Origin of the sequence: Pseudomonas yamanorum, from assembly GCF_013386765.1 — a bacterium.
Lineage (GTDB): Bacteria > Pseudomonadota > Gammaproteobacteria > Pseudomonadales > Pseudomonadaceae > Aquipseudomonas > Aquipseudomonas yamanorum_A.
On sequence record NZ_JACARE010000014.1, the window covers coordinates 20,680 to 44,868 of the forward strand.

Genomic DNA, 24,189 nt, shown 5'->3' on the forward strand with positions numbered 1-24,189 from the left:
TGTGGCGAGGGAGCTTGCTGTGGGGAGGGACCCTGCTGTGGTGAGGAGCTTGCTGTGGCGAGGGAGCTTGCTCCCGCTGGGCTGCGCAGCGGCCCCAAAATCCTGGGAGCGCTGCGCACTCCAGCGGGAGCAAGCTCCCTCGCCACAACAAGCTCCTTCACCNNCTGCGCAGCGGCCCCAAAATCCTGGGAGCGCTGCGCACTCCAGCGGGAGCAAGCTCCCTCGCCACAACAAGCTCCTTCACCACAACAAGCTCCCTCACCACAACAAGCTCCTTCACCACAGCAAGCTCTCTCCCCACATAAAAGCGTCATCAGCGCCGACCTTCGTAACCCATCAGTGAGCAGACCATGCAACCGATCTACATCGACTTTCTCAACGGCCTGGACATCGACGAACTGGCCCTGACCAACGACGAAATCCTCAACGCCATCGAATCCAGCCTGGCCATCCAGGGTCGCAGCGAGGCGGTGATCGAGCCGCGCATGCACCTGATTCCCGGCGGCGCAATCAACGGCCACTTCAACGTGCTGCGCGGCGTATTGGGCGGCGCGATCGGCTACGCCGGGGTCAAGGTGGTGGGGGATTTCGTCGACAACTACCGCAAGGGCCTGCCCTCGGAACTGGCGATTCTCAACCTGCTGGACCCGGCCACCGGCATCCCCAAGGCCATCCTCGACGCCTCGGCAATCACCGACATGCGCACCGGCGCAGTTACCGCCATCGGCGCCAAATACCTGGCCCGGCCCGACAGTAAAATCCTCGCGCACATCGGCGCCCGCGGCACCGCCTATTGGAACGTGCGGCTGCTGGACCACCTGTTCGACTTCGACGAAATCCGCGTGCACTCGCGCCGCAGCGAAAGCCGCGAAGCCTTCGCCGAACGCCTGCGCCGCGACCTCGGCAAGCCGGTGATTGTCACCGACGATTGGGAGTCCACGGTGCGCGGCGCCGACATCGTGGTGGAGGCTTCACGCCTGGACCAGCCGCAACCCTTGCTGCACACCGAGTGGATCAAACCCGGTGCGTTCGTGGTGCCCTACGGCACCATGAGCGCGGTGGAACTGTCGTTGACCGACATCATGCACAAGTTGGTGGTAGACGATTGGGGCCAGTGCAAAGGCGGGATGTTTGGCGCCTTGCGCGCTCATGTCGACGCGGGAAAACTCAGCGCCGAGACCTTGCATGCCGAGTTGGGGCAGATCGTGGCCGGCTTGAAAACCGGCCGGGAAAACCCGCAGGAAACCATCCTGTTCTGGCACCGTGGCTTGAGCCTCAGCGATATCGCGTTGGGCCACGCATTGCTGGAAAAATCCAGGCGCCTGGGGATCGGCCAGCGGCTGCGCTGGGCATGATTCACTTCGATCCCGCGGGTTTGGCAATTGAGGATCTGCTGTCAATTGCCCGGCAAGACGCGCCGGCTGACTTCAGCGAAGCGGCCCGCCAGCGCATCGACGAAGGCCATCAACTGTTGCTGCGTCTGGTGGCGACAGGCACGCCGATTTACGGCGTCACCACTGGCCTTGGTGCGGCAGTGGATACGCAGGTCGCGCCGGTGCAGGCCAGCATTCCACTGGGGCGTGCGGTGGGGGTGGGGCGCCTGGCCAATCGACAGGAACTACGGGCAATCACCGCAGCTCGCCTGGCCGGATTGGCTCAAGGGCGTTCGGGTATTTCACCGGGTGCAGCGCAGGCGCTGTTGGCGTTACTGAACTCCGGCGTCGAGCCCGAGGTGCCGTTGCTCGGTTCGTTGGGCGAGAGCGACCTGGCGCCGTTGGCGCATTTGAGCCTGGCACTGAATGTGCCGCTGACGGGCAAGGATGGTCTGGCGCTGGTGTCGGCCAATTCCGCGAGTATCGGCCTCGGCGCGTTGCTGGTGGCCGAGGCCGAACAGGCATTGCAGGCCGTGTTGGCGGGGCTGGCGTTGTCGTGTGAAGGCTATCGGGCCAACCTCAGTCCGTTCCAGCCATGGGCTTCGCGGTTGCGTCCGGCGCCGGGGCAAAGCGGGCAATCAGCGGCCTTGTTGGCGTTGCTGGCGGGCGGCGAATTGGCCGATAACCCACGCCGGCTCCAAGACCCGCTGAGCTTTCGTTGTGCCACGGTGGTTCAGGGCGCGGCGCAACAGGCAGTGCAGGCATTGCGCGAGTTGATCGAACTGGAACTGGCCAGCGGTGCGGACAATCCGGCGTTGATCAGCGAAGAGGCGCTGGTGCTCGCCACGGCGAATTTCGACAGCACACATTTGGCGCTGGCGGCCGAAGGCTTGGGCCTGGCCTTGAGTCGCGTGGCGGTGTGCAGCGCCGAGCGGATTGCCAAGCTGTTGTCGCCGGCCTCCAGTGAACTGCCGCGCTTTCTGATCAACCAGCCCGGGCATGTGGGCATGGCTGCGTTGCAGCGCACCAGTTCGGCGTTGGTGGCGGAGATCGGGCACTTGGCCAATCCGATCCCGGCGGTGAGTGTGCCGGTGGCGGATCGCGTGGAAGATTATGCGGGGCAGGCGCTGGCGGTGGTCGAGAAGACCCGGCAACTGGTGCAGCGTGTGGTGTGGCTGGGCAGTATCGAATTGATCGTGGCGGCGCAGGCAGTAGACCTGCGCGGCAGCGTTGAACTGGGCGAGGGCACCCGGCGTATTCATCAGGCGGTGCGCAGCCAGGTGGCGCACCTGGATCAGGATCGCTCCGGGTCAGTGGATGTGTTGGCGTTAAGTGCATTCATTGAAAACGCTGGCTTGAACCCCATTCTCTAAATCAAAGAAGCTCAACTGTGGGAGCTGGCTTGCCTGCGATAGCGGTGTTGGATTCACCATCGCTATCGCAGGCAAGCCAGCTCCCACATGTTTGACTGCATTTCAGGTCATGGATTTTCAGCGGCCAGGGCGGCAATCACTGCCGGGCGTTCACCGATCCGCTGTTGAAACTTCGCCAGCGCCGGCCACTGCTGCAAATCGATATCAAAAAATGCTGCCCAGCGCAGCACCACAAACAGGTACGCATCCGCCACCGAGTACTGCGCGCCCAGCAGGTAATCCTGACGCTCCAGTGTCTGCACCAGAACCGCAAACCGCTTGAACAGCGTGGCCTTGAACAGCGCCTTCACCTCAGCGGGAATCGCGTCCTTGAACAACACCCCCAGCCCGCCATGAATCTCGCTGGAGACAAAGTTCAGCCACTCCTGCAAACGCACCCGCTCCCAACTGCCATTGACCGGCACCAGGCCCGCCGCCGGCACCTGGTCGGCCAGGTATTGCAGGATGGCGGCGCCTTCGGTCAGCACCTCGCCATTGTCCAGTTGCAGCGCGGCGACATAACCCTTGGGGTTGATCTGCAAGAAATCATCACCGTCAGCCGTGAGCTTTTTCTGGTTGTCGACGCGAATCAATTCAAACGGCAGGGCCAGTTCCCGCAACACGATGTGGGAGGCGAGGGAACAGGCATTCGGGGAAAAATACAGCTTCATCAAGGTAACTCCGCAGGACAGTTGCCTTCAGTCTCACGGGCGTGGCACCTTGCGTAAAATTAATCTTTCAGAATCCTGCCATAAGGACAGCTACTGTCATGATGAACCTGATGCACTGGCGCCTGCTGGTGGCGGTGGCGGACAACGGCAGTATCACCGCCGCCTCTGAACGGGTGGGCATGACCCAGTCCGCTGCCAGCCAGGCGATGGCCGCTATCGAAGCCAATCTCGGGGCGCAGTTGTTCACCCGCGAGGCGCGCCAGACCGTCCCCACCGCCTTGGGCTTGCAAGTGATCGAGCAGGCGCGGGTGATGCTGGGGGCCTTGCAGGCGATTCGCACCACGGTGGATGAAGCGCGGCCGATGCTGCGTGGGACGATTCGCATCGCGAGTTTCCCCATGGTGCTGGCGGTGTTTCTGCCGCCGCTGCTGCGCCGGTTCAACCAGCTTTACCCGGGCATCGAGGTCACGGCCCTGGAAGTCACGGACGATGAAGTGAACACCTTGCTCGACGCGAACCTGATCGACCTGGGCGTGGTGCTCAACCCACCGTCGGAGCGCAGTGCGGCGGTGCTGGGGCGCGATAACTGGGTGGCCGTGCTGCCGATGGCCCATGTGTTTTCCCGGCGCCCGGCCCAGGCCACGGTCACCCTGGAAGAGCTGGTGGAGCAACCGTTCGTGCTCGCCACCGGCGGCTGCACCGTCAACGCCCGCAGCCTGGCCCAGGAAGCCGGCCTGGTGTTGCGTGAGGTGCGGGTGGAGGTGCGGGAATGGAACAGCGCCTTCAGCCTGGTGCGCGAAGGTGTCGGCGTGACACTGGTACCCGAGATGACCCTGCCTGCCCAGCGTCACGGCTTGCGCATCATGCCGCTGGCGGAGCCGGTGCACCGCGAGTTTGCGTTGGTGACATCACGCCACCAGCCGCCTTCCGCAGTGGTAAATGCTTTGTTGCAAATGCTGGCTGACTAGTGGCCTTGCATAGCGCCAACGCCTGTCTATGCTCACCCAGAACCGTTGATGACGCTCGGCATATAAAGCGTTTCGGATAGGTTTCCCCATAAAGGTCTGCGATCAAGATTCAAACCGTGAATGGAATGCGCCCGCGTGGGCGTCGGGATAATAAAGGGTGATCTGACATGTTCAACCGCCAACACAAATCCGACCTGCTGGAAATCGAACGCTTCTCCTGTGCCCTTACCGAAGCCAAAGCCAAATTAGCCGCCATCAGCCGTTCCATGGCAATGATCGAGTTTGATCGCGACGGCATCGTGCTGGATGCCAATGAAAACTTCTGCAAGACCATGGGCTACAGCGCCGAGGAAATTCGCGGCAAGCATCACCGGATTTTCTGCGAAGAGGCCTACACCCACACCGACGCCTACGCCAAGCTCTGGCGCGACCTGGGCCGTGGCGAGCCCCTCAGCGGCACCTTCATGCGCTTGAACAAGCATGGCCAGGAAGTGTGGCTGGAAGCCAGCTACATGCCGGTGCTCGGTGCCGACAACCAGGTGCAGAGCGTGATCAAGGTCGCCTCGGACATCTCCGCACGGATTCACCGCGAGCATGAAAACCAGAGCCTGATCGACGCCATCGGCCGCTCAATGGCGGTGATCGAATTCACGCCACAGGGCCAGATCCTGAATGCAAACGATAACTTCCTGAAGACGGTGGGCTATTCCCTCGGCGAAATCGTCGGCCAGCACCACAGCATGTTCTGCCATCGCCAGGAAACCGAGTCGCCGACCTACAAGGCGTTTTGGGCTTCCCTCAATCGCGGCGAGTACCACTCCCATCGTTTCGAGCGCAAAAACAAATACGGTCAGACGCTGTTTTTGGAAGCTTCCTACAACCCGATCTTCGATACCAACGGGCGCCTGTACAAAGTGGTGAAGTTCGCCAGTGACATCACCGACCAGGTCACCACCCTGCGCACGGCTGCCGACTCGGCCCACGCCACCTCGGTGCAGAACGACGCCTGCGCTCGCAAGGGTTCGGAAGTGGTGCAGCAGACCGTACAGATCATCGAAGAAATTTCCCGCGACCTGAACGAAGCCGCCGTGAGCATCGACGCGGTCAGCAAGCAGTCGGACATCATCGGCAGCATCGTCCAGACGATCCGTGGCATCGCCGACCAGACCAACCTGCTGGCGCTGAACGCCGCAATCGAAGCGGCCAGGGCGGGTGAGCATGGGCGAGGGTTTGCGGTGGTGGCGGACGAGGTGCGCAGTCTGGCGGCGCGCACCAGCCAGGCGACGATCGAGATTGTGGACGTGGTGCGCAAGAACCACGACCTGTCGATCAGCGCGGTGTCGAGCATGCAGTCGAGCTTGAGCCGTACGGGGCTTGGGGTGGAACTGGCGAATGAGGCGGGGCAGGTGATCCTGGAGATTCAGGAAGGGTCACGGCATGTGGTGGATGCGATCAGTCAGTTCAATTCGACACTTCAACTGCAGTAACCAGCATTCATGCCTGACACATACCTGTGGCTAGGGAGCTTGTTGTGGCGAGGGAGCTTGCTCCCGCTGGGCTGCGAAGCGGCCCCAAAATCTTGGGAGCGCTGCGCACTCCAGCGGGAGCAAGCTCCCTCGCCACAGCAGCTCCCCAGCCACAGCAAGCTCCCTAGCCACAGCAAGCGCCCCAGCCACAGGGCTTATATGGTCAGGGCTTAGATCGCAGCCAGGGTCGCTTTCACGTTCTGCGCCTGCGGGTCAGCCGTCTTCGCCGCTACCTGCTGCGCCTGCTGCTCTTTCACGCGCTCTGCCACTTCCTTGGAAATCGCGTCCTGCTTGTCCTGCGGCATGTTCTTAACATCATCTTCGGTCAAACCCTGTTCCTTGAGCAGTTGCTCGCGGATGCGCTCGGCCGGGCTTTTCTTCATGTAGTCGGTGAAGTCACTGCGGGCCGACGAGGTGGAGTCGGTCTTGGGCACATCGGTGGTCGACGTGGTGGCAGTGGTGGCCTGCAACTGCACGCGGGTCTTGGCGAAGGCCGCATTGATGTTGTCTGCAGTGGCGTCGGCGGCGGCCTGGGTGGTGGACACGCCGGTGGCACCCTGGACGTTTTGCGCGGCGCCGCTGTACAGCGCGCTGGCCGCGGCGTTGGCCGGGTCCATGTCGGCGCGTTTGATGCGTTGGATCGTCGACTGAGCCTGGGGATTGTTGTTGATCAGCATGATCAGGACACCTGTGGATGTGAGCGGTGCCACAGGTGGAGCAATTAGCGTGCCCAATGATATGGCCCCGTGTTTACGGGGCTTTTGGCCGCTACCGTCGGCAAGGCTTGGCGTGCCGACGGCCATTGTTTGCCGCTAGTGGGCAATGTTCTCCAGCGCCAGGTTGCGGGTGCGCGGGCCGAACCAACTGATGGTGATCATCACGATCAACATGCTGCTGGCGATAAATGCCAATACGCCCGGCGTGCCGAGGTGCTCGAGGATCACCCCGATCAACAGGCTGCTGAACACCGTCGACAACCGGCTGAAGGAATAGCAGAACCCCACGGCTCGGGCGCGGATGTTGGTGGGGAACAGTTCGCTCTGGTAGGAGTGATAACTGAAGCTCAGCCAGGCGTTGCAGAAGGTGATCATCACCCCGCAGAACACCAGCCCCACGGCGGTGGTTTGCAGCGCGAACAAACTGCCGAAGATCACCGCGCCAAGCGCCGAGCCGACGATCTGCCATTTGTTTTCAAACCGGTTGGCCACCTTCACAAACAGCAGCGGCCCCAGCGGGTAGGCGAGGGTGATGATGAAGGCGTAGCCCAGACTGTGAGTCACGCTCACACCCTGGCCCGACAGCAGCGCCGGCAACCAATTGCCGAAGCCGAAAAAGCCGATGGCCTGGAACACATGGAACACAATCAGCATCAACGCCCGGCGCCGGTACGGCGGTTGCCAGATATCGGCGAAGCGCCCTTGGCCCTGCACGCTGACGGCTTGCGGTTCCGGTTCATCCAGTGGCTTGCCGTGGTCCTTCTGGCAGCGTGCCTCCAGGTTGTCCATGATCTGCCCGGCTTCGTCGAAACGACCTTTTTGCGCGAGCCAGCGCGGTGATTCCGGCAGGCGCTTGCGCAGTTGCCAGATAAACAGCGCAAACACCGCACTGCTCAGCACTACCCAGCGCCAGCCGGAAACCCCGAACGGCGCCTGGGGCACCAGCCACCACGACATCAGCGCCACCGCCGGCACCGACAGGAACTGGATGAAAAACGCAAAGGCAAACGCCGAACTGCGCATGCGCTTGGGCACCAGTTCCGAAAGATAGGCGTCGATGGTCACCAGCTCGATGCCCAGGCCGATGCCCACCAGGAAGCGCATGCAGATAATCCCCAAGGCGGAGGTCTGGATGCCCATCAACACGGTGGCGACGGTGTACCAGATCAACGCAAAGGTGAAGATCGCCCGGCGCCCGTAGCGGTCGGCAATCGGGCTGAGCAGGCTGGCGCCGAGGAACAGGCCGAGGAAGGTCGCCGAGGCAAAGGCCGCCTGGTCGGAGAAGCCGAATACGCCTTGGCTGCCGGTGTGGAAAATCCCGTCGCTGATCAAACCGGGGCTGATGTAGGCGGTCTGGAACAGGTCGTACAGCTCGAAAAAACCGCCAATCGACAGCAGCGCCACCAGGCGCCACACAGTGGCGACGGCGGGCAGCCGGTCGATGCGCGCGCTGATGTGGGCGGCGCGGATCGGGTCGATGCCGTCTGCGGTAGAAGGGGAAGACATGGGCAGAAAACTCAGTAAGTGATCGGGATCTCGAATTCCTGGAACGCATCATCCACCGGTTGGTAACCCAGCACACGGGTGGTTTCGCTGAGGTCCAGGCGTTTGAAGCGGTTATTGGAAATGCCGTGGGCGATCAGGTGTTTCACCCCGACGGTTTCCACCGAGCGTTGCAGCAACTGCACGGCGTCCCGCGGGCTGAGCCAGGCGCTGAGGTCGCGGGCGTTGTTAAGGTCGTGGGTTTCGGGGAATTCAAATGCGCCAATGCGCAGGGCGATGGTGGAGAGCGGGGTCTTGGCGGCGTAATAACCGCACAGGGCTTCGCCGTAGCATTTGCTCACGCCGTACAGGTTGGCGGGCAGTACGGGCATGCCGGGGGTGATTTGCCGGTCTACCGGGTAGCCTTCGATGGTTTGCGCGCTGCTGGCGAACACCAGGCGTTTTACCCCGGCGGCCACGGCGGCTTCGAACAGGTAGGTGGTGGCCAGGATGTTGTTGGGCAGCAACTCGTCGAAGGTGGCGCTGGCGTGGGGGATGCCGGACAGGTGCACGATCACGTCAATGCCGTCGAGCAGGGCGGCGAGGGTGGTTTTGTCGCTCAGGTCGGCGTGTACGAAGCGGTGTTCGCCCAGGGCAAAGTCTGGTTCGATGCGGTCGGTGAGGGTGAAGCGGTAGCGGTCTTTCGAGGCTTCGAAAAATGTCTTGCCGATGCGACCGCAGGCGCCGGTGAGCAGTACGTTGAGTCCTTTCATTTTTTATCCTTAGTTGTGACCATCAAGGGCGAAGGTCTGGAAGCCGGGGCGTTGGCTGAGGCGTTCGTAGTAAGTGCTGACAGCAGGGTAGGACGAATGCTCCATGGGTGTCATCCGCCAGCGGTGTACCGACAGGCCGATCAGGATATCGGCCAGGGTGAAATCTTTACCGGCCACGTAGGCGCCGGTCTTGATGAGTTGCTGTTCCAGCAGGCCCATCTTGTCGTTCCAGCCTTTTACGCCGGCTTTGATGCGCTGCGGGTCCTGGTAGTCCGGGTTTTTGCGTACCAGGGCGTGGAAGGCGTAGCCCCAGGACGGGTTGAGTTCGGTGGCTTGCCAGTCCATCCACTGCTCGACCCTGGCCCGGGCGGCGGGTTCGGCGGGCAGCAGGTCGTGGCGTTGGTGCAGGCCTGCGAGGTAGCGGCAGATGGTGTTGGATTCCCACAGTACGCCGTTGGCATCGATCAGTACCGGGACTTGGGCGTTGGGGTTCAGGGCCAGGAATTCGGGGGATTGGGTGGGGGTGAAGCCGATGCCCCAGTCTTCGCGGTCGTAGGGGATATCCAGTTCCTGGCAGGTCCACAGGACTTTTCGCACGTTGATGGAAGAAGTGCGACCCAGGATTTTCAGCGAATGGCCCATGGTGCTTTCCTGACGAGGGTGAGAAGGCAGGGGGCAATTTAGCAGGGGTATGGAGCGACGACGATTAAAAATGTGGGAGCTGGCTTGCCTGCGATAGCATCACCTCGGTATGGCTGATACACCGAGGTGCCTGCATCGCAGGCAAGCCAGCTCCCACATTGACCGCGTCCGGGCCCTTAGCAGCGCGGTGATTCCTGGTCCATCAGCTTGCCCATCAGCAATACACCCAATTCACTCAACTGGTGAATGGCCAATGCCGTGTCGCGGTCTTTGCCGGTGAGTTCATCAGACAGGTCGAGCAATAACGTGCTGACCGAGGAAAACGTCTCATAGCTGTTGACGATCAGGCTTTCGCTGCTGACGTCGGTGCTGACGGTGAATAAGGAAGGAGGATTCGGAGTTGCTTTGAACATATGCGGGATCTCTAACTGGGCCACCACCTGATCGCTACTAAACGAAAGGGTGGCGGCTGCACGCAAGTTAGTAGACCGGTAACCCCACACAAAACCCGGCGCGCCACGAGGGCGCCCTGCGCACAGCCACCATCAAGCACAGACAGGTAAGTCCGACAGATGACGCTCATGCACATTTGTATGGGGCTGCTCAGGCTACTAAACCCGATCACTGAGAAATTCAGCGACCGGGCAACCTTAGAGAGCCCTACCCAGGCGCACAAGCCGGCGGATTCTGACGTACCTGTAGGCAATGGGACAAGGCGCTGCCATCAACATCAGTCACTTCCTACAGCTACCGCCTAGGTGCTCTCGCGCACCTTCAGCTCAAACCCCATGTCCACCACCGGCCGGGCGATCTTGTTGCCCGCCATCACCGTCAACAAATGCTCCGCCGCACGCCGGCCAATGGCTTCGCGGGGCGTACTGATGCTGCTTAAACGCGGCACCATGAACGAGGACGACGGCAGGTCGTTGAAGCCCAACACCGAGATCTGCTCCGGTATCTTGATGCCATGACGCAGCGCTTCCAGTAACGCGCCCTGAGCCAGGTCGTCGTTACCAAAGAAGATCGCGTCCACGTCCGGATGGCTGGCCAGCAGTTGCAGGAACAACTCGCCGCCCAGGCCCAGCGACGACGGCCGTGGCGTCAGTACTTCCAGTGCCGGGTCGTACAACCCCGCCTGTTGCAACGCCCGACGAAAGCCTTCACCGCGCAATAACGTGCGCTGGTCCAGTTGCGCACCGATGTAGGCCAGGCGCTTGCGACCCCGTGAGATAAGATGCGCCGCCGCCGTTTCCCCCGCGTTCAACTGCGAAAAGCCTACGCAGTTCAGGCCGGCATTCGGGTCCAGATCCATCATGTACACACACGGCACATTGCTCGATTCCACCATGCGCCGGGCACTTTCCGTACGGTCAAACCCGGTCAGCAGCAAACCCCGTGGCTGATAGGCCATGTAGTTGCGCAGCAGGTCTTCTTCTTCATCGCGGGAATAATGGGTGTTGCCGATCAGCACTTCGAAGCCCTTGGGCCGCAGCACCTGGTGGATGGCTTCCAGGGTTTCGATAAACAAAAGGTTGGACAGCGACGGCACCAGCACCACCACCGACTGGCTCTGGGCCGACGCCAGGGCACGGGCGGCCGGGTTGACCACGTAGCTCAGTTCGGCGGCAGCTTTTTGCACTTTTTCCACCAGTTCGGTGGCCACGGTGCTGATGCCGCGCAAGGCCCGGGAGGCGGTAATCGGGCTTACGCCGGCCAGGCGCGCGACTTCATTGAGGGTAGGGCGGCCCGTGGTGCGGGTATTTTTATCGTTCTTGGGAGTCATCAGGCGGCTTGCCAAACAAAAATCGAGGCACTAAGGTAGCGCTGTCTCCAAGACCCTGCAAATTCTTGAACGTCGGGATGCCTGTTCCCGTTCAAACCTTTGGAGCAGATGCACGCGTCACTCCATAAAAATGACAAGACGGCGCGGGAAAAGCCTGTTTTTGCACTAGCCTTACAGCGTGCAAAGGTAGCGCTATCTGCGTCTTGAGGTGTTTCATGAGTCAACCTGTTACTGCCCTCGTGATCATGGGTGTTTCCGGCTGTGGCAAGTCCAGCGTTAGCGAGGCCTTGTGCCTGCTGAACGGCGCCACTGCCATCGAAGGCGACAGCTTTCACCCCGCCGCGAACATCGAGAAGATGAGTGCCGGCCATCCCCTTAACGACGACGACCGCGCCGGCTGGCTCGACATCCTGTGCGATGAACTGCGCCGCTCGCTCAAAGCCGGCGAGCATCCGGTGCTCACCTGTTCGGCCCTGAAGAAGAAATACCGCGACCACCTGCGCGAAGCCGCGCCGGGCCTGGGGTTTGTGTTTCTGGAGCTGACCCGCGAAGTCGCCGCCGACCGTGTGTCCCATCGCCCCGGCCATTTCATGCCGGCAAGCCTCATAGACAGCCAGTTCGCCACCCTTGAATCGCCGGTGGGCGAGCCATTGACTCTGGCCCTCAACGCCAGCGTAGACAGCGTCGAAGAGCTGGCCGAGCAAACCAATGCCTGGTGGCTCGAACACGGCTTTGAACCAACCCAATAATTTTTTGCCGGACAAGATAGCGCTGTCCGCCTGCACTGAATTGTTTACCCGCTTTAATAACAACAACAAACAGGAGAGACCCCCATGTTTGGCTTGTCCCACGATACCTACCTGCTACTCGATGCAGTGGTCACCATTATCGGCCTGATCGTGTTGATCACCCGGTTCAAAGTCCACCCGTTCCTGGCGCTGATCATCGCCGCAGGCTTCCTCGGCCTGACCTCGGGCATGCCCGTGGACAAGATCATCAAGGCCTTCCAGGACGGCTTTGGCGGGGTGCTCGGCTTTGTCGGGATTATCCTCGCGCTGGGTACGATGCTTGGCAAGATGATGGCCGATTCCGGCGGTGCCGATCAGATCGCCCAAACCCTGGTGCGGGCCTTCGGCAAGGAGAAGGTGCAGTGGGCCATGATGTTCGCCGCGTTCCTGGTGGGCATTCCGCTGTTCTTCGAGATCGGTTTTGTACTGCTGATCCCGCTGGTGTTTATCGTGGCGCGCCGCACCGGCGTGTCGCTGATCAAGATCGGCATCCCGCTGCTGGCCGGCCTGTCGGCGGTGCACGGCCTGGTGCCACCGCACCCGGGCCCGTTGCTGGCGATCGGCGTGTTCGGTGCCGACATCGGCAAGACCATTCTCTACGGCCTGATTGTCGCGCTGCCTACAGCCATCATCGCCGGCCCGCTCTACGGTTCGTTTATCGCCAAGTACATCCCGGGCAACCCGTCCCAGGAGCTGGTGGACCAACTGGCCAGTGAGCAGCCGGAGTCCAAGACCCTGCCGAGCTTCAGCATCACCCTGATCACCGTGCTGCTGCCGGTGTTCCTGATGCTGCTGAAAACCTTTGCCGACGTCGCCCTGCCGGACGGCCACGTGATCCGCAACTGGATGGACATGATCGGTCACCCGATCACCGCCTTGCTGCTGGCCTTGCTGCTGTCGCTGTACACCTTTGGCCATCGCCAGGGCATCGGTTCCAAGCAAATCCTCAAGCTGCTCGACGCCAGCCTGGCGCCGACTGCGGCGATCATCCTGATCATCGGTGCCGGTGGTGGTTTCAAGCAGATGCTGGTGACCAGCGGCGTGGGTGATGTGATCGGCCATATGGCGGTGACCGCGCAGATCAACCCGATCCTGCTGGCCTGGCTGGTAGCGGCGGTGATTCGTGTGGCCACTGGCTCCGCGACCGTGGCGACCATTACCGGCGCCGGCATTGTGGTGCCGGTGGTGGGGATGATTCCTGGCGTGAACCGCGAGTTGCTCGTATTGGCGACGGGGGCGGGCTCGTTGGTGCTGTCTCACGTCAACGATGCGGGGTTCTGGCTGGTGAAGCAGTACTTCAACATGACCGTGGCCGAGACGTTCAAGACCTGGACGGCGATGGAGACCATCCTGTCGGTGGTGGCGTTGGGCTTTATCATGTTGCTGTCGTTGGTGGTCTAACAGGCACACCGCAAAACAAATGTGGGAGCTGGCTTGCCTGCGATAGCATCACCTCGGTATGGCTGATATACCGAGGTGCCTGCATCGCAGGCAAGCCAGCTCCTACATAGATTGGGTTTCTACCGTTAGATTGGGTCAGGCGTCAGCTTTTTAACCAGCCCATCCGCCCGGAACATCGCCCGGATGCCCCGCACTGCCTGGCGAATCCGGTCCTGGTTTTCGATCAGCGCAAATCGCACATGGTCGTCGCCATATTCACCAAAGCCAATCCCCGGCGACACACACACCTTCGCCTCAAGCAGCAACTTCTTGGCAAACTCCAGCGACCCCATCGCGGCATACGCCTCGGGGATCTTCGCCCAGACGTACATCGATGCCTTCGGGTTCTCGACCATCCAGCCCAACTCATGCAGGCCTTTGACCAGTACGTTACGCCGCTGGCGGTACTGCTCGGCAATGTCTTTCACGCACTGCTGATCGCCTTCCAGCGCGGCAATCGCCGCCACTTGCAGCGGGGTGAAGGTGCCGTAGTCGTGGTAACTCTTGATCCGCGCCAGGGCGTTGACCAGTTCCGGGTTGCCCACCATGAAACCAATGCGCCAGCCGGCCATGTTGTAGCTCTTGGACAGGGTGAAAAACTCCACCGCAATGTCCTTGGCGCCCGGCACTTGCATGATCGAAGGGGCTTTCCAGCCGTCGTAGACGATGTCGGCGTAGGCCAGGTCATGCACCACCAGCACGTCGTACTGCTTGGCCAGGGCGATCACTCGTTCGAAGAAGTCCAGCTCCACGCACTGCGCGGTGGGGTTGGACGGGAAACCGAGGATCATCATCTTCGGCTTGGGAATCGAGCCACGGATAGCGCGTTCCAGTTCAGCGAAGAAATCCACGCCGGGAATCAGCGGCACCGAACGCACCTGGGCACCGGCAATCACGGCACCGTAGATGTGAATCGGGTAGCTGGGGTTGGGCACCAGCACCGTGTCGCCCTGGTCCAGGGTGGCCAGCATCAAGTGCGCCAGGCCTTCCTTGGAACCGATGGTCACGATGGCTTCGGTTTCCGGGTCGATGTCCACTTCGTAGCGGTCTTTGTACCAGCGGGAAATCGCCCGGCGCAGCCGCGGAATGCCTTTGGAGGTGGAGTAACCGTGGGTGTCTTCACGCTGGGCGACGGTGACCATTTTTTCCACGATGTGCGGTGGAGTGGCGCCGTCGGGGTTACCCATGCTCAAGTCGATGATGTCTTCGCCGCGCCGACGCGCAGCCATCTTCAGCTCGGCAGTGATATTGAAAACGTAAGGGGGGAGTCGATCTATGCGCGCAAAGCGGCGCGGCGAACTTGGTTCGGCCATTGTTGCCTCGAAATACGTAAGCGCCCGGAACCGTCCGAGCGACGTCGGCCACTGCGGTGGCCTGCGGGGCAGACAATACGGTCGATGATGGCCAATTGTCCAGATGCGGCTGTAAAAATTTCTGCTTGGAGTACGGCCGGGATATGCCCCTATACTCTACGCGGGTTTGTTCCCTCATAAGAAGGAGACTGTTCAGATGGATCAACAGACAAAACTGCCGTTACAGCCGCGCATGGAAGAGGGCAAGGCCCTGGTGATCGCGGGTGTGCAAGGGCGTTACTCGAAAGCCACGATTGGCGATATTCCCAAGTTATGGGAGTTGTTTGACAGCTGCTTCAGAGAGATCAAGAAGCGCGTGGGCGGCGTGACTTACGGCGTGTGCTACAACGCCAGGCACGATGAATTCGACTACCTGGCCGGTGTTGAAGTCCCGACCAAGGGCGATGTGCCGAGCAACTTCCAGTCGATTGAAATACCCGCCCATCGTTATGCCGTGTTCCCGCACTACGGCCCGGTGCAGGCGCTGGCGCAGACCTATGAACGTATCATGTTCGAGTGGCTGCCGGGTTCAGGGTACAAGGTGGTCGGGGCTGATTTTGAGCGCTACAGCGCCGACTTCGATGTGGATAAGGGCACGGGCTCAGTAGAAATTTGGATTCCGATCGAAGCTGAGTCCTGATGGCTTGAAACACCGGGTGGGAGCGCCTCCCACCCGGTGGCCGTGACTCAGGTGTCGTTGAGCAGACGCGTGATATAGGTGTAGTAGTTCTCGTTGGGGCCGGACACCAGGAATTTTTCGCCAGGGTGCTGCAACTCTACGGTGTCTACAAAAGCCCTCCCCGGGCCGCTGCTCCTTGTGTAGGCCAGCGCCACACCTGCATTCCCAAAGCTTTGATCCTTGCGTGCATCGCGGGTGTACCTCACCAGTTTGGTGGTGAACCCCGTTGCTTGTTCCCGAGCCAATACCACGACTTTTCCGTCGCTCTGGACCACGTGGCAGACATAGGAGCCGTCTTCCACGTCGCTATGCAGCACTGCGCCTTGATTGAACGTATGGTCCGGTTGTCCATTGGCGGTGAAACCGGCCACGAAATTTTGGGTTTGCCGCAGTTTGGCGTTTGACCCGGCGACGGTGATTCGATCCTGATCGTCGACCACGATACTGAAGATACATAACGGGTTGTCGGCATCTGCAGAGTTCAGCTCAACATGGCCGGCGGTGCCAAACAGGGGGTCGAGTTTCCCAGTATCGTCGTAGCAACTGATAATGGCTTTGTCCTTATGGGTACCGACCACCAGAAGGCGGCCGTCCTTGCGAAATGCCAGGTCATGCAATGCTGTGCCGGGAACATAAACACGCCATTCTCTATTTGGTAATGAGCGCTTTGATGCATCGCCGGCGATTTTGAAAATATGACTGTCGTATTGGGAGGTCCTGAATGCCACAAAGACTTCCCCGTCACTTTCACGAACCTTCAGACCCCATTTTTGTATCAGGTCGTCTACGATGGTCTGGAAAAGTGGAACCGTGCCGTTAAGGGATGGGGCGAAGTCCAGGTCCGGCATGCCTTCTCGAGTGAACCGGGTGACGTAAGCATCATAATGAGAGGCGCTGTGTAGTCCCCATAGCACCAGGTATTTGCCATCGGCTTGCACAGTCATTGCAGCGAACAGGCCGTTTCCCCGAAGAGAAGTGGTCGCGAGTTCTTTCTCGAAATACCCGTCGACGTCGTGTTTTACCGCTTCGAAAGCGTATTCGGTTTGTGTGCTGTGCTTGATTCCTGCCGTGATCAGGGTTTGGTCGTCGAGCAGACGGGTGAATCCGGCGAGTGGTTCCAAGCGAACGATACCGTTGTGGTCTGTGCCAAAGCTGGTATCCAAACTGCCGGCAATGTTTAGGGCGTTGGTCATGATGGAGCTCCTTGTGAGTGGCAAGTTATCCACACCTGCTCCTTCAACATCACGAAGCGACAACGTCGGAGCAGCAGTACACACCACAAACCGCAGGGCGGATAGCTGTTAGAAATAACAGGTAGGGCGCACACAAGGGGCCGGCGAGGCGTTCGCAGCCTCCTCTCAATACAGTGTGGCCTTGACCCGCTCCGGCATTTCCCGGTCATAGGCTTCGGCGTCAAATGCCCCGTCATTCAAGCGCTTGTGAAACGCCCCGGCGCTGGGCAGTGCCGAGCGATCCAGATGCTTTTCCGGGTTCCAGCAATCGGAGCGCACAAACGCTTTGGAGCAATGGAAATACGCCGCCTCCACCTGCACCAGAATCACCGAGCGGGCCGCTTTGCCATTCACCGCAAAGCTCTCCAGTAACTCGGGCTCGATGGAAATCTGCGCGCGACCGTTGACCCGCAAGGTCTCGCCAATTCCCGGGATGATGAACAGCAACGCAATACGCGGGTCCACCACCAGGTTACGCAAGGTGTCGAGGCGGTTATTCCCCGGCCGATCCGGAATGGCCAACGTGCGCTCATCGATGATTCGTACAAACCCAGGCACATCGCCACGGGGCGAGCCATCAATGCCGTCCGGGCCGGACGAACTGACCACCACCAGGGGAGAGGCGCGGACCATGGCCTGGTAATCCTCGTTGAGAAACGGGATTTCCTTGCGCACGGCCCGCTCGTGGGGGAGGCCGTAGAGGGATTCGAGTTGTTCCAGCGTGGTCAGCATTGGGACTCCTTATCGATCGGTCAGGGGATGTGTTCAGCCACCGAAGCTGCGGTGATAGCCTTGCGCTGATTGTCGTATGGCCTGCACAACGTTAGGGGCCTGGCGGCAATAATCGTCTTCGCGCTTGAGAACAACTTCAAGAGTTTGGAGCAGTGCCCGAATTCGCTCCTCGGGTTTTTCCACCTCACAGGTTCTGGCGAACTCAAGGATGCCCAGGCGTGAGGCAAAAAATGACTTGTTGCCGGCAAGGTCCAAGGCGAGCGCATCCTCGGGGATGTAGGCGGTGGTATTTGCGATGTCGTAAGCCGGTGCAAGCCTGGCATCGCTGTTGATTGGGTTGCTATACAGCAGGCCGAAATTCTTCAGGTGGGCGTCGCCGTTGCCCACGATGCAGCTCAAGGCCACGCTGTCGAACAACTGGTCGAGAGAGCTGCGTTCATGCTCGATCGCACAGTAAAGACGCACGGCCTTGGCAATCATGTTGTAGCTCTTGCTGTATTTCTGCTCGGCAGACAGGCCCATCAGGGTGGTCATGTCTTCAAAGCCCAGAGGGTTGAGGTGCTCATCCCGATCAAAGCGCCGCATGATGAAGAGCTTATGATTCTGAGACAGGTAGAACGGCGGCACGGGTATGCCTGCGTCTCTGGCAATGGACATGCACAAGTATTCGTTAATGGCCAATCCCGGAAACTCGTCGCGTCCGCTTTTGATAATCAGATCATGAGTTTTCGAGGTGAATTTCTGCTCCGATGTTTGTGGCTTTTCGGGCACCAGTACCTTGGGCTGCACGCCAGAAATCCCTGCTCGCAGGATGTATCGGTCCACCAAGTCGGCAAAAAGATCTTCCGCCCCGTCCCAGGCGAGAATTTCGTCGAGGTTTTCTCCCGTCGACGGAGCGCCGTTGCGCTGAATCAACTCATTGACTTGGTCCGAGGAAACGAAGACCCGGCCGATAGGCGCACTGCTACCGGACAATGCCAGCAGTAGCATAGGGTCTACCCTGACTGTCTTGGCGAGGCGATTGCGAAGCTGTTCCAGCACGAAGCCTTCTGGCAGGTTCATCTGGAAGATCGGGTGCAACTCTCGTCGGCGGTATTCATCCGCGCGAACGGGCATTACCAGGCTGAGTGCGCTATGAGGCGGCGCGTTATCGCCGTAGCGGAAAAGATAGTCGCCAGCACTGGTGAATACGCTGCCGCTGGCACCCTGAGGGGTATGAACTTGAAGCTTCGGGCTATTCATTAAACAAGTCCTCCACTTCTTCCAGTGTCGGCATGGTGGCAGGTAGCAGCTTTACTTCACTGCCCAAGGCGGCAATCACTCGAGCGTAGGCGTGCATGGAGACCGTCGGGCTGCCCTGCTCGATTTCAATCAGTTTTTGCCGAGTGACGCCCGCTAAACGGGCCAATTCCGCTTGTTTATAGCCTCGATTGAGCCGCATCGTGCGCAATTGGCTGCCGATTCTTTTGATGATGACAGAAGGGTCCATGTCTCGTAACCATTACATATGCATTAATAAGTTATGTATACGTTACATTTTGACGTTGTCAAGATTCTTGAGTCCAAACACCCACGCCAATCGGCGCTCATACCCAATCCGCCCCTTATACGCCTCCCCGCTGTCCACCCAGCCCTGCTGCAGATACAACCCCATCGCCGCCACATTGTCCGTATCCACCGACAGCTCCAGCGCCTTGATCTGCGGCCAGACCAGGCGCGCGGCGGCGGGCAGGGCTTGCAGGCAGGCTTTGCCGAATCCCAGGCCTTGTTGATGGCGGTCGACTTGCAGGGCGTGAAGGGTGGCGCTGTGTTCATCGGCCCAGTGGGGCAGGCACGGCGGGCGTTTGAGCAGCAGGAAGGCCACGGGAGTCTCGTCGGCGAGGAGCGCAAAGCCCGCCACACCGGGGCTCGGATTGACCAGCAGGGTGTTCAGCGCACAGTAGATATCGCCGGAAAACGCCAGTTGTTCGGGATGCACTTCCAGGGCGTTGAGTTGCTGTTGTTGCAGGGCAGTCAACGTCTCATAGGGAACGAGGCGGGTTTCCATCGGCGTGGCATCCGAAATCCTACAAAGAAGCGCGGATTCTAGCGGGTTTGCGGTAATCGCAATTATTTTTCGCGGGGCTGTCGATCAGCCGATATCCCACTCGACTAAGGGTGTCTTCAGTGATTTTTCCCGCAAGGAGTATCGCCATGAATGCCCAGGTTAAAACTGATATCAGCCGTTTGATCGAACAATGGCAGCAAGCCGTGATGGCCAAGGATATCGAGCGTATTGTCAGCTTCTACGCCGATGATATCGTCTCATTCGACGCCGTTGGCGCCCTGCAATTCAAAGGCAAGGCCGCCTACCGCGCCCATTGGGAGGCGTGCATGAAGGTGTGCCCCGGCCCCGGTATTTTCGAGTTTCATGAACTGCATATCGTGCCGGCCGCCGAGAGTGCGTTTGCCTTCTGGCTGGCCCGTTGCGGCGGCGCCGGGCCGGACGGGGTGGTGAAAGCGTGCTGGATGCGGGTGACCGCCGGCTACCAGCGCATCAACGGCCAATGGCAGGTGGTGCATGAACACTGGTCGGCGCCGTTCGACATGCTCACCGGCACCACCTTGTTCGAGCTGGAACCCTGATCGCCGGGGACTATAGTTGAGTGTCCGAAAACGGAGAATCCCATGAAATACCTCTGCCTGATCTATAGCAACGAACAGGTGCTGCACGACTCGCCAGACAGCCCCAAGGACCCGGAATGTTTTGCCTATGCCGAGTCCGTGATGGCCAGCGGGCGCATGCTCGCCGCCGAGCCGCTGGAGTCGGTGACGACCGCCACCACCGTGCGCATGCGCAACGGCAAGCTGTCGATCACCGACGGGCCGTTTGCCGAAACCAAGGAGCAGCTCGCCGGGTTTTATCTGATCGAAGCCCGTGACCTGAATGAAGCGATCCAGGTGGCCGGCGGCATACCGGCTGCCCGGGTCGGCAGTGTGGAAGTACGCCCCGTGCGCGAATTGAATCTCTGATCACAACAATAAAACTCAGGAGGTTTCCCATGAGCAATCAACCCAGACCCGCCGAATTTGAACTGTCTATCAGCCGCTTGATCGATGCCCCTCGCAGCCGTGTGTTCCGCGCCTGGACCGAGCCAGCGTTGTTGCAGCAGTGGTGGGGCCCACACGGCATGACCACGCCCGAGTGCGAAATGGACCTGTGGGTGGGTGGGCAGTTTCGCACGCTGATGCGTGCACCCGACGGCAGCGAGTACCCGACGCAAGGTGTGTTTCTCGAAATTACCGCACCCAGTCGGCTGGTGTTTACCGACGCCTTCACGCCTGGCTGGATCCCTTCGGGCCAGCCGTTCATGACCGCCGAAGTGACCTTTGAAGACGTCGACGGCAAGACCCTCTACACCGCCCGCGCCATGCACTGGAGCGCCGAAACCAAGCAGGCCCACGAAGCCATGGGCTTTCACGAAGGCTGGGGCCAGAGCCTGGACCGCCTGGTGACGCTGGTGACCGAAGGCCTGCGCGATTGACGGTTCAAGCCCGGGTAGAAGCGGTTTATCGCAGCGAATCGCGGCGCATCCTGGCGACCCTGATTCGCCTGCTTGGCGATTTCGACCTCGCCGAAGAAGCCTTGCACGAGGCGTTCTTCGTCGCGGTCGAACGCTGGGAGCAGGACGGCGTGCCCGACAATCCCCGGGCCTGGCTGGTCTCCACCGGGCGCTTCAAGGCGATTGACCGTTTACGTCGCCAGGCGCGTTTTACCCCGTTGTTGCAGGCGCAGGCCGATGCGCTGGAAGCCGCCGACTGGAGCGTTGAAGACGTGGAAGACGACCGCCTGCGCCTGATTTTCACCTGTTGCCACCCGGCACTGGCGGCGGACGCCCAGGCGGCGCTGACCCTGCGTGAGATCTGTGACCTCACCACCGAAGAAATCGCCCGGGCGTTTCTCGCCACGCCGGCCACCATCGCCCAGCGCATCGTGCGGGCCAAGGGCAAGATCCGTGAAGCGAAAATCCCCTATCAAGTGCCCGCCCTGGCGGAGTTGCCCGAGCGCCTGGACAGCGTGCTGCGGGTGATTTACCTGGTATTCAACGAAGGGTATTCGGCGTCCATGGGCGCTGATTTGACCCGTGAAGACCTGACCCGCGAAGCGATTCGCCTGGGCCGCTTGCTGATGGAGTTATTGCCGGAGCCGGAAGTGATGGGCTTGCTGGCGTTGATGCTGCTCCACGAATCCCGGCGCCCGGCGCGCACCTCGGCCGGCGGTGAGTTGGTGCTGCTGGATGAGCAGGACCGTTCGCTGTGGGACGCTTCGTTGATCGCTGAAGGATGTTCCCTGGTGGAGAAATCCCTGACCTCGCGACGCTTCGGGCCCTACAGCCTGCAGGCGGCGATTGCGGCGGTGCATGCTGAAGCCGTGAGCGCTGATGAGACCGACTGGCCGCAGATTGTCGGGCTTTACGACGTGTTGTTAGGGGCGGTGCCGTCGCCGGTGATCGAGCTGAATCGCGCGGTGGCGGTTGCGATGCGCGATGGGGCGCAGGCGGGATTGCAGTTGGTGGACGGGATTCTGGCGCGGGGGGAGTTGGTGGACTATCACCTGGCGTACTCGGCGCGGGGTGAACTCTGTCGGCGGTTGGGGCGGGTGGACGAGGCGCGACTGGCCTTTGAGCGGGCGCTGGCATTGACCCGGCAAGCGCCCGAACAGCGCTTCATCGAGCGGCGCCTGGCCGAACTCAAATAGCCTGTAGGAGCTGGCTTGCCAGCGATAGCGGTGGGTCAGCCATACATCTGTTGCTGATACATCGCTATCGCAGGCAAGCCAGCTCCTACAGTGGATTTGTGTCGTCTGGCTTGGCTTCTTACGGCTGCTGACGCGTCGCCGCCAACACGATCTCGCGAATGCACACATGCTGCGGTTGCTGGTAGGCATAGGCAATCGCCGAGGCCACATCATCCGCGCTCAGCACGGTGCCGCCCATGTCCTGTTTCCAAGCCTGGTAGCCGGTCTTGATCGCTTCATCAGTGGTGTGGCTCAGCAGTTCGGTTTCCACCGCGCCCGGGGCAATGGTGATAACGCGCACATTGTGCGGCGACAATTCTTCCCGCAGGTTTTCCGAAATCCCATGCACCGCAAACTTGGTGCCCACATACGCAACGTGGTTGGGGAAGGTCTTGCGCCCGGCCACCGAGCTGACGTTGATGATGGTGCCGCCCTTGCGCTCGACCATGCTGGCGGCCACCGCATGAATACCGTTCAGCAGGCCTTTCACGTTGACGTCGAGCATCTGGTCCCACTGTGCCGGGTCCTGTTCGCTGACGGCGCCCAGCAGCATCACGCCGGCATTGTTGATCAGCGCATCGGCCGGGCCGAATTGGGCTTCGGCTTCTTTCACCGCCGCCACCAGCGCGGCGCGGTCGGTGATGTCGACGCCACGACTCAAGGTGTTCGGCAGCTCCAGGGCATTCAGCCGGTCGATGCGACGGGCCAGCAGCAACAGCGGGTGGCCGGCGGCCGACAGCAAGCGCGCGGTGGCTTCGCCAATACCCGAACTGGCGCCGGTGATGATGATCAATGGCTTGCTCATGGTGGAACTCCTGAAATAAGAAAAACAAATAACTGAACGTGGGCCGCAGTATATTTAGCCCTTGGTTGGCTGAAAAATGCCTTATTTCTCTGTCTGTCATCGGTATTAACTATGGATGTGCGTCATCTCAAGGCGTTTCTCGCGGTGTTCGAAGAGCGCAATATCACCGCCGCCGCCCAGCGCCTGTTCATCAGCCAGCCGACGTTGTCGGTGACCATCAAGCAACTGGAAGAAGAGTTGGGCGTGGCGCTGTTTCTGCGCCAGCCCCGCGGGGTTGAGGTGAGTGATGAAGCGCGGGTGCTATACCCGCAGGCGCGGCGCATGGTGGCCGAGGCCGATGCATTGAGCCGGCTGTTTCGCGGGCGCGAAAATCGCATCGCCCTGGAATTGGGGGTGGAAGGCGACATTGCCGACAGCCAGATCGAAACCTTCCTGCGCATGGCGCACCAGGGCCTACCCGGTTTGCTGCTGACCTTGCAGGAAGGCTGCGAAGGCGAAGGGCGCCTGGCGGTGGAGGAAATGTGCTGCGAGGACGAATTGTTCCTGCCGCTTTGGGAAGAGTCCTACGTCATGGCACTGCCGGTTGCGCACCCGATGGCGGCGGGTGGAAAAGACCAGGCGTGGGCGCCGATTGAAGACTGGATCACCTGCCCGCAGCATGATTCCCACCAGCGTTTGATGGCGTTGTATGGTCGCTCGCCCCAGGCGGTGGCCGGGCATGCGGGTTCGTTGACCCAGGCGTTGCACATGGTGGCGGCCGGTGTGGGCGTGGCGATGTTGCCGCAGTCGCTGGCGGCGGAACGGGCCGGGGTAGTGATTCGCCCCTGGCACCTGCCGGCACCGACGCGCCGGGTGGGGTTGTGCTTTGCCGCCCAGGCTCTGGAGTTGCCGGCGTTGCGGGCGCTGCATGAGTATTTCCAGAACAACCGCCCGCCGCAAATTCAATGTGGGAGCTGGCTTGCCTGCGATAGCGGTGGTGACTGACACACCGCTATCGCAGGCAAGCCAGCTCCCACATTGGATCTTCATTGTTCCGAA

The 24,189-nt window shown here is 60.7% G+C and carries 25 protein-coding genes and 2 pseudogenes; 13 read left to right on the forward strand and 14 right to left on the reverse strand.

The annotated features are described in order from the left end of the window. Positions 1 to 350 precede the first annotated feature (350 nt). On the forward strand, positions 351 to 1,355 hold the full coding sequence (locus HX875_RS08440; protein WP_177042834.1) for an ornithine cyclodeaminase family protein: 1,005 nt from the start codon (positions 351 to 353) through the stop codon (positions 1,353 to 1,355). Beyond that, positions 1,352 to 2,746, forward strand: coding sequence for an aromatic amino acid lyase (locus tag HX875_RS08445; RefSeq protein WP_177042835.1), 1,395 nt, complete (start codon positions 1,352 to 1,354; stop codon positions 2,744 to 2,746). The genes HX875_RS08440 and HX875_RS08445 overlap by 4 nt, the downstream gene beginning before the upstream one ends. A gap of 107 nt (positions 2,747 to 2,853) precedes the next feature. On the opposite strand, the gene gstA is transcribed toward HX875_RS08445, so the two are convergent. Continuing rightward, positions 2,854 to 3,456, reverse strand: coding sequence for a glutathione transferase GstA (gene gstA, locus HX875_RS08450; protein WP_177042836.1), 603 nt, complete (start codon positions 3,454 to 3,456; stop codon positions 2,854 to 2,856). 98 nt (positions 3,457 to 3,554) lie between these two features. Between gstA and HX875_RS08455 the strand changes: the two genes are divergently transcribed. From HX875_RS08455 to HX875_RS33115, 3 genes and pseudogenes are all read left to right on the forward strand, one after another. Further along, complete coding sequence (locus HX875_RS08455; protein WP_177042837.1) at positions 3,555 to 4,424, forward strand: LysR family transcriptional regulator; 870 nt, start codon at positions 3,555 to 3,557, stop codon at positions 4,422 to 4,424. 272 nt (positions 4,425 to 4,696) lie between these two features. Further along, positions 4,697 to 5,320: pseudogene (locus HX875_RS33110) on the forward strand (PAS domain-containing protein); the annotation flags it as partial. 171 nt (positions 5,321 to 5,491) lie between these two features. Then, a pseudogene (locus HX875_RS33115) lies at positions 5,492 to 5,911 on the forward strand (methyl-accepting chemotaxis protein); the annotation flags it as partial. 209 nt (positions 5,912 to 6,120) lie between these two features. On the opposite strand, the gene HX875_RS08465 reads toward HX875_RS33115, so the two are convergent. The 6 genes from HX875_RS08465 to HX875_RS08490 form a co-directional block, all read right to left on the reverse strand. Then, positions 6,121 to 6,627 (reverse strand): hypothetical protein, encoded by a 507-nt coding sequence (locus HX875_RS08465; protein ID WP_177042839.1) that lies wholly within the window; start codon positions 6,625 to 6,627, stop codon positions 6,121 to 6,123. Between the two features lie 135 nt (positions 6,628 to 6,762). Continuing rightward, complete coding sequence (locus HX875_RS08470) at positions 6,763 to 8,172, reverse strand: MFS transporter (RefSeq protein WP_177042840.1); 1,410 nt, start codon at positions 8,170 to 8,172, stop codon at positions 6,763 to 6,765. Between the two features lie 11 nt (positions 8,173 to 8,183). Next, positions 8,184 to 8,921, reverse strand: coding sequence for an NAD-dependent epimerase/dehydratase family protein (locus tag HX875_RS08475; protein WP_177042841.1), 738 nt, complete (start codon positions 8,919 to 8,921; stop codon positions 8,184 to 8,186). A 9-nt stretch (positions 8,922 to 8,930) separates the two neighbouring features. After that, positions 8,931 to 9,563 carry a glutathione S-transferase family protein gene (locus HX875_RS08480; RefSeq protein WP_177042842.1) on the reverse strand — a complete coding sequence of 211 codons (633 nt, stop codon included), beginning with the start codon at positions 9,561 to 9,563 and terminating at the stop codon, positions 8,931 to 8,933. A gap of 176 nt (positions 9,564 to 9,739) precedes the next feature. Beyond that, on the reverse strand, positions 9,740 to 9,976 hold the full coding sequence (locus HX875_RS08485) for a DUF6124 family protein (protein ID WP_177042843.1): 237 nt from the start codon (positions 9,974 to 9,976) through the stop codon (positions 9,740 to 9,742). 341 nt (positions 9,977 to 10,317) lie between these two features. Beyond that, positions 10,318 to 11,349 (reverse strand): LacI family DNA-binding transcriptional regulator, encoded by a 1,032-nt coding sequence (locus tag HX875_RS08490; protein ID WP_177043103.1) that lies wholly within the window; start codon positions 11,347 to 11,349, stop codon positions 10,318 to 10,320. Positions 11,350 to 11,561: 212 nt separating this feature from the next. On the opposite strand from HX875_RS08490, the gene HX875_RS08495 reads away from it, so the two are divergent. Together HX875_RS08495 and HX875_RS08500 are read left to right on the forward strand one after the other, a co-directional pair. Next, complete coding sequence (locus tag HX875_RS08495; RefSeq protein ID WP_177042844.1) at positions 11,562 to 12,095, forward strand: gluconokinase; 534 nt, start codon at positions 11,562 to 11,564, stop codon at positions 12,093 to 12,095. Between the two features lie 84 nt (positions 12,096 to 12,179). Further along, complete coding sequence (locus HX875_RS08500) at positions 12,180 to 13,535, forward strand: GntP family permease (RefSeq protein WP_177042845.1); 1,356 nt, start codon at positions 12,180 to 12,182, stop codon at positions 13,533 to 13,535. A 125-nt stretch (positions 13,536 to 13,660) separates the two neighbouring features. Here the strand turns inward: HX875_RS08500 and alaC are convergent, their stop codons facing one another. Then, the gene (alaC, locus tag HX875_RS08505) at positions 13,661 to 14,887 is read right to left on the reverse strand and encodes an alanine transaminase (protein ID WP_177042846.1); all 1,227 of its coding nucleotides are present in this window, start codon (positions 14,885 to 14,887) and stop codon (positions 13,661 to 13,663) included. 196 nt (positions 14,888 to 15,083) lie between these two features. Here alaC and HX875_RS08510 point away from each other — a divergent pair, with 196 nt between their 5' ends. After that, complete coding sequence (locus HX875_RS08510; protein ID WP_177042847.1) at positions 15,084 to 15,566, forward strand: GyrI-like domain-containing protein; 483 nt, start codon at positions 15,084 to 15,086, stop codon at positions 15,564 to 15,566. Between the two features lie 47 nt (positions 15,567 to 15,613). Here HX875_RS08510 and HX875_RS08515 read toward each other — a convergent pair whose 3' ends face one another. From HX875_RS08515 to HX875_RS08535, 5 genes are all read right to left on the reverse strand, one after another. Next, a complete protein-coding gene (locus HX875_RS08515; protein WP_177042848.1) occupies positions 15,614 to 16,798 on the reverse strand; it encodes a hypothetical protein in 1,185 nt (394 codons plus the stop codon). 165 nt (positions 16,799 to 16,963) lie between these two features. After that, complete coding sequence (locus HX875_RS08520; protein ID WP_063027754.1) at positions 16,964 to 17,569, reverse strand: pyridoxamine 5'-phosphate oxidase family protein; 606 nt, start codon at positions 17,567 to 17,569, stop codon at positions 16,964 to 16,966. Between the two features lie 33 nt (positions 17,570 to 17,602). Beyond that, entirely contained in the window at positions 17,603 to 18,811 is a 1,209-nt protein-coding gene (locus HX875_RS08525; RefSeq protein ID WP_177042849.1) for a type II toxin-antitoxin system HipA family toxin, read from the reverse strand. Continuing rightward, the gene (locus HX875_RS08530) at positions 18,804 to 19,058 is read right to left on the reverse strand and encodes a helix-turn-helix domain-containing protein (RefSeq protein WP_177042850.1); all 255 of its coding nucleotides are present in this window, start codon (positions 19,056 to 19,058) and stop codon (positions 18,804 to 18,806) included. Before HX875_RS08530 ends, HX875_RS08525 begins: the two co-directional genes overlap by 8 nt. A 42-nt stretch (positions 19,059 to 19,100) precedes the next feature. Beyond that, on the reverse strand, positions 19,101 to 19,616 hold the full coding sequence (locus tag HX875_RS08535; RefSeq protein WP_177042851.1) for a GNAT family N-acetyltransferase: 516 nt from the start codon (positions 19,614 to 19,616) through the stop codon (positions 19,101 to 19,103). Between the two features lie 146 nt (positions 19,617 to 19,762). On the opposite strand from HX875_RS08535, the gene HX875_RS08540 reads away from it, so the two are divergent. Genes HX875_RS08540 through HX875_RS08555 form a run of 4 tightly spaced genes read left to right on the forward strand, consistent with a single transcriptional unit; the run spans position 19,763 to position 22,307 of the window. Further along, complete coding sequence (locus tag HX875_RS08540; RefSeq protein WP_177042852.1) at positions 19,763 to 20,194, forward strand: YybH family protein; 432 nt, start codon at positions 19,763 to 19,765, stop codon at positions 20,192 to 20,194. A gap of 42 nt (positions 20,195 to 20,236) precedes the next feature. Then, a complete protein-coding gene (locus HX875_RS08545) occupies positions 20,237 to 20,581 on the forward strand; it encodes a YciI family protein (protein WP_177042853.1) in 345 nt (114 codons plus the stop codon). Positions 20,582 to 20,610: 29 nt separating this feature from the next. Then, positions 20,611 to 21,093 carry an SRPBCC family protein gene (locus HX875_RS08550; RefSeq protein WP_177042854.1) on the forward strand — a complete coding sequence of 161 codons (483 nt, stop codon included), beginning with the start codon at positions 20,611 to 20,613 and terminating at the stop codon, positions 21,091 to 21,093. Then, complete coding sequence (locus tag HX875_RS08555) at positions 21,090 to 22,307, forward strand: RNA polymerase sigma factor (protein WP_177042855.1); 1,218 nt, start codon at positions 21,090 to 21,092, stop codon at positions 22,305 to 22,307. The genes HX875_RS08550 and HX875_RS08555 overlap by 4 nt, the downstream gene beginning before the upstream one ends. Positions 22,308 to 22,425: 118 nt before the next feature. Here the strand turns inward: HX875_RS08555 and HX875_RS08560 are convergent, their stop codons facing one another. Continuing rightward, on the reverse strand, positions 22,426 to 23,151 hold the full coding sequence (locus HX875_RS08560; RefSeq protein WP_177042856.1) for an SDR family oxidoreductase: 726 nt from the start codon (positions 23,149 to 23,151) through the stop codon (positions 22,426 to 22,428). Between the two features lie 111 nt (positions 23,152 to 23,262). On the opposite strand from HX875_RS08560, the gene HX875_RS08565 reads away from it, so the two are divergent. Beyond that, a complete protein-coding gene (locus HX875_RS08565) occupies positions 23,263 to 24,135 on the forward strand; it encodes a LysR family transcriptional regulator (RefSeq protein ID WP_177042857.1) in 873 nt (290 codons plus the stop codon). Positions 24,136 to 24,189: the final 54 nt, after the last annotated feature.